The organism is Bartonella rattaustraliani AUST/NH4, from assembly GCF_000312565.1.
Classification (GTDB): Bacteria; Pseudomonadota; Alphaproteobacteria; order Rhizobiales; family Rhizobiaceae; genus Bartonella; species Bartonella rattaustraliani.
Genome location: NZ_CALW02000038.1, coordinates 1 through 5,910, shown reverse-complemented (window position 1 = coordinate 5,910; position 5,910 = coordinate 1). Strand labels below are relative to the sequence as shown.

The window sequence follows — 5,910 nt, the reverse complement described above, 5'->3', positions numbered from 1 at the left end:
TCCATAACCCATTCAAGAGCAGGTTTACCATTTACGATATATTCATAGGCTTCAAGAGGGATATCTGTCATTGTGATATGATCATTGTAAATCACTGTAGATTTATCTTTTTTCTTACACTTCTTAACTTTTGCGAATTCCATTTTTGTAACATAATAAAATTCTTCAGGATTAGAGATGTCAGTTAATTTTGGATCACCCTTTTTAAAACTCACTGGATAAGGTTTTATACTTTCATAATTGACATGCAGATAACCAAGTTCACGCCCTGCTGTTACAAACTTCCAAAAATCTTCAGCAGTTCTCACACAAGGGATACGAGGCAATTCTTTAGAGAGGTTATCAGCATAACGTGCGCGGTAATCTTCTGAATGCAAAATTCCATAAACATAATAGAAGAGGTCATCTTTAGAGATTTTCTCACCAGGATAAGCGGCTTTAAAATGTGCTAATCCTTCATCAGTGAGTGCATCACGCCGTTGTAAACCAGCTATTTCACCGTCCTTCATAGAGCTTTCGAATAAATGGGACTGCTTTTTATTTTTGCCGTTTGAAACTGTAGCATCTTCGTAAATATAGCGTGGAAAACATTGACTACCACCATCTATAACATTAAGATCAGGCAAGGTCTTAGTCATAAGCGCAGAGAAGTCTTTTTTTGCTCCTGTACCTGTAACTTGTATTACCTTATTTTCAAACGCTTGTCCTATAGGAAATATCCTTGGCATTTGATATACTATTTCATTGAAGATACGATTATAATAAAGCCACTGTTTCGTAAAAGGACGATACAAACTTTGTATGAGACATGCTTCTTCGAAGTTAAAAATCTTTCCTTTAGCTAAATGTTGTTTAAGTGCACGACTCCAACTAATTTTACTTGCATCTGAATTTACAAAGTCGTTTACAATATTAGCACTTGCTTTACGATTAGTATGTGAAGAGGTACTATTAAAGGATTCTACTTCACTATTATAGAAAGTGATCATAGCACTCATATTTTTCGTTAAAACTTTATGGCTTGAATGATACACCCAAGCATCACGGCTAGTTACAACACCACACGAAAAGGTTTCAACGAGCTTTTTATCATGCCCTTTTTTAATACCTAAAGCTACAAATGTCTTGAAACTATCATCACGTTGCTTTATCCAATCACCATGCTTGTTTGGTGTAATAAATTGCCAACCTTGTTTTTGTTTAAGGCCATCAATACTCTTAAAGGACTCTATTATAGCAAGCTTTTCTTTTCTCTTGAGATAATCACCAATATCACAAAAATATATTTTACCACGCTGTTGAGATTCTGGATTCTTTACAAGAATGGAAATCGCTATAGGAGTTCGAGAGCCCTCACCAAAAACTCCACCACTTTCTTTTTTACGCTGTTCTCCAGAAGTTCGTGCATCCCCCCGTAAGTGGAAAATATAAAGACTGCTAAACTCTTCAACAAGGCATTTACGTAAACCAGCCATAGCATTTGCATCTACAAAACCTGCATTCGTGACAAAGCCAATAACACCACAGTCTTTTATACGATCACTCGCCCAACGAAGTGCACGGATATAACTATCATAAAGTGCTTGTATACAAGTTGTTTTAGATTGAGCAGCATAGGTCTCACGAATACGGTCATCTAATATCGGATAAGGTGTATTCTTTGCGTTATCATTTTCGTTTTTTTGCTTTGTTGAATAAGGAGGATTACCAAAGATAACTTGGATATCCAGTTTCTTCTGAAGTTCTAAATAGTCACTGTTTGCTTTGAATACACCTCGCAGCAAATCCTTCTTTTCAAGCATCTGAAAGGTATCAGCCAAACCAATATGCTTGAAAGGAATATATTCTCCTTTCATAAGACTATGATAGGTCGTTTCAATGTTAATCGCAGCAATATAGTAAGCAAGTAAGACAATCTCATTGGCATGAATGTCATGACGGAATTTGTATTCCATATCCTCGGGTTTGATCAGTCCAGATTGTAAAAGCCGTGTGATAAAGGTTCCAGTTCCAGTGAAAGGGTCAAGAATAGAAACATCACGAGACCCAAGGCTTGTTTCAAACTCATTGCGCAACACATCATCAACAGAATGAATGATAAAATCAACAACCTCAACGGGGGTATAAACAATTCCAAGTCTCTCCGTTGTCTTTTTAAAAGCCTTAGAAAAAAAACTTTCATACAGTGTGATAATAAGATTCTGCCTTGCTTGCGGATCTGTGATACCAGAGGTACGGCATTTTACGCTGTTATAAAATTCTTGAAGTTCTTCGGATTCCTCTTCAATATCTGTTTTGTCTAATTCAGCTAAGATATTTTCCATTGCTTGAGAGATAGCATTGTTTTGTACAAACGCGTTTCCATCAAACAAGGATTCAAACACAGGACGGGTCACAAGGTGCTGTGCCAGCATCTCAATGGCGTCATCCTGCTTTATTTCACTGTTTAAGTTGTTTTTTAATTCATTATAAAACACCTCAAAGGCATGATATGCTTTGCTTGTTTCATCAGAAAGGATAGTTTGAAGGCGTGTAATATGATTTTGGGCAATTTCAGCAACATTACCCGCCCAATCTTCCCAATAATCGGCAATACTGAATTTCTTAGCAATAAGGGTTTTAAGAGCATTGGGAAATTCCTTATAAAAAGCTAATTTATATTGCACTATAGGGCTATGCTGTGGATTATTGGCAGCTTTTCCAATCTCAAGCCCCATATTTTCTGATTTCTCATGAAGTGAGATATTCTCCTCAACCGTGGTCATTCTCCCGACAGCTTTAATCTCTAAGATATGGCTTATGTCTTGCCCTAAAATCATCTGATTAATCGTGTTATCAAAATTATCATCATGGGAAAGCAAGGCGTCGATCACTTGCCAGACAACTTTGTATCTCTCATTGTATCTGAGAGCGTTTTCAGCAGAAATTCCTGCAGGGATCCCAACGGGTAAAATGATATAGCCTCTTTTTTTCCCCTTGGCACGACGCATAATACGTCCCACCGCTTGGATCACGTCTACTTGGCTTTTACGCGGGTGTAAAAACATCACGGCATCAAGAGCAGGCACATCAATCCCTTCAGAAAGGCAGCGTACATTGCTTAACACACGGCAGGTATTTTCCCCTGCATCTTCCTTTAACCAATCAAGTCTTTTGGTCCTTTCCTTAGCACTAAAAGTCCCATCTATATGCTCAAAGGTACAATCAAGAGGTGTGGTATCTTTATGTATTTTATGAAGATTATACAATTCATCCTGAATTTCTTGAGAATTGAATGTTCTACAGATACGTTTAGAGGACTCGATATCTCTACAAAAAGCCAAGGCATGACGCATAGGGTTTGGGTCATCATCAAGATCAACCTTTAGATCTATTTTACTTAAAGCTTGATAACACCCTATGATCTTGGTCTTATCATCAAGAGTAAGTTCATAATTCTCATCAGTCATAAGCTGTTGAAGAGATTGACTCACTTCTTCTTCATCAACACCCAAAACAATCACCTTATAAGGGGATAACAGTTCATTCTTGACGGCTTTTGAGAAACTGTAAGTGTAAAGTTCCTTCCCATAGAGCTCTTCATCATCCATAGACGCCAGTACAGCATTAATCTCATTGGCACGTCTTTTGGCATTATTGGTAAAGATCTTTGGGGTTGCTGTCATGTAGAGGCGTTTTTTGCCCCGAATAATGCTATTGCCATGAACCTTGATAAATTCAGATTCACTCTTGTCTGTTCCTAACACAACTCCAGTGGTCCTATGGGCTTCATCACAAATAATCAGATCAAATTCGGGTAAATCATGATCCTTTTGTGCACCAGCAATCACTTGAATGGAATGATAGGTAGAAAAGATCACAGTCATAACATCAAGCGACGTCTTATGGGCTTTGCTAGCAAGCTCTTTAGCATCTGTTGTCGCTGGTAACACAAGATCTGATGTATCCATGGCAATGGCATCATCTTGGGCTTTACGACGTTTACCGACTTGGGTATCAGAACAGACAGCAAAGGAACGCAAGGGCACTTCTGTATCTGTCGTCCATTCTCTTATCGTTTGCGACATAAGAGCGAGAGAAGGCACCAAAAACAAAACACGCTTGCCTCGACCTGCTATCTGTTCTGCTATCTTAAAACTGGTAAAAGTCTTCCCCGTTCCACACGCCATGATAAGCTTGCCACGGTCTGCTGCCTTTAAACCCTCACACACAGCGTTCAAGGCTTCTGCTTGATGATCTCGAAGTTGCTTTACCTCTCTTTTCTTGAGAGTGGCTTGCCCCTTATTGGCAAACATGCCCCAATCAATTTGACTGTTTTCTAAATCAAAGAGATTAATGCGTTGAATAGGGACTTTTTGCCCTTGGCAGGTTAAATCAACATTCTCACTCCAATCGGTTTCCGTACTGTCAACTAAAAGTCGACGGGTGAATGGATCTCTGCCCGAGGCAGCAATAAAGCTATCAATATCTTCTTTTTTAATGCAGTGAGAGGATTCATAAAATTTACATTGAATAGCCGCATAGCCATCTTCATCACGAATTTTAGCGACCAGATCAATGCCAATATCACGCCCATCTTCCCCACGCTCTTTCGCCCACTCACAATAGGTCTGAACGGTCTCATATTCTTGCTTTTGAATGGGGTCCCACGTCAAATAAGTCTTGACCAGGTTTTCGAAAACAGTTCCTCGTTCACGAGGGTTTGTGGCACCCTCACGACAGAATTGTAAGAGAGAGCGTAAAGAGATTGGTTTATTATCAGACTTATGAGATTGCAGCATTATACAGAAAACTCCATTTGCCTTATGACGCCGATCAATTGTCATCAAAAGAATCAAAATGAAGTTTAATAAATACATTTCGGATAAATATCGAGTGTCAGATGAGGTGAAATTCCTGCAAAATCGGTAATTTTTTTTCAAAAGGGGTTTTAAAAGGTTGTTTATCCACAGCCCATGATACGGACTGAGATCAGTAAAAGAGTGAAATTTACTAGTCGTTTTATGAATTCATCATTTTATGAGAGTATTAAATATGCACTCATATGAAAGTCCCAAAATACCCAAAAACGCCCCAAAATACCTACCTTGAGTTGTATTTATAGGTTGTATTGTCGATATGAGTTGTTTTTTAAAAAAATCATTAAATTTAACATATTGAAATATAACGTTTTTTATTTCTAACGCATTTTTTTAAAAAAATAGGACCCCAAAAGAAGTCCCAAAATACCCACAAAGACTCAAAATACATAAAAGTGATAAAATTCTCAAAAGAGGTTTCTTTATTGTTCTGTCTTATGACTTTTCACCAAAGGGTGCCATTCATAGCGTATTGTAGGGCGACCGACTTTTTGCTTTTTGTCTCCATAGATTTTACGAAGATAGTTACAACGGCATAAAAGCTCTAAAGTTTGTTGAATGGTTTCATTGTCCTTTAAAAGCTTCCAATGACGCTTCGAAACATCTCGTGCAGTAAAACCATCTGGTAAATAATCACAACGCTCTACAAGCAAATTTGCATGGTTTTCTAAAGCTATATTCCCCGCCGCATAAAGACGTTTTGCATGGCTTAAGAGATAGGGTGACCAACGCAATGCCATAGAGAGTGAAGGCAAGCCTATTTTATCACGTCCTCCTTCAACAAGTTCAAAAATCAAAGCAAGAGACGCTATGGTTTTATCCATTTTTAAAATGTGAGATTGAAATGCTTCTGAAAAATCATTTCCTTTTATTTCGTTTCGAAGGTTTTCCCACCATTCACGAAACATCTTTTGAGCATTAGGAGCAAAATGCATGATAAGCGGGTCATCAGGTGATCCCAAGGGATTATCTCGAAAAGAATGAAACACTGCTTCATAGTTTTGCTGTGCATCCCAATTGGGAGCTCTATCAATCCATTTCTGTTCTTGGA

At 38.2% G+C, this 5,910-nt stretch carries 2 protein-coding genes; both read right to left on the bottom strand.

Annotated features, from left to right (window positions below; translation table 11 throughout):
- The coding region (locus BN67_RS06020) for a DEAD/DEAH box helicase (protein ID WP_026088193.1) at window positions 1–4,781 on the bottom strand (4,781 nt) is incomplete at its 3' end.
- A gap of 500 nt (window positions 4,782–5,281) precedes the next feature.
- Window positions 5,282–5,910, bottom strand: a 629-nt coding sequence (locus BN67_RS06015) for a DUF3987 domain-containing protein (RefSeq protein ID WP_019223244.1), incomplete at its 5' end; no start/stop codon positions are given.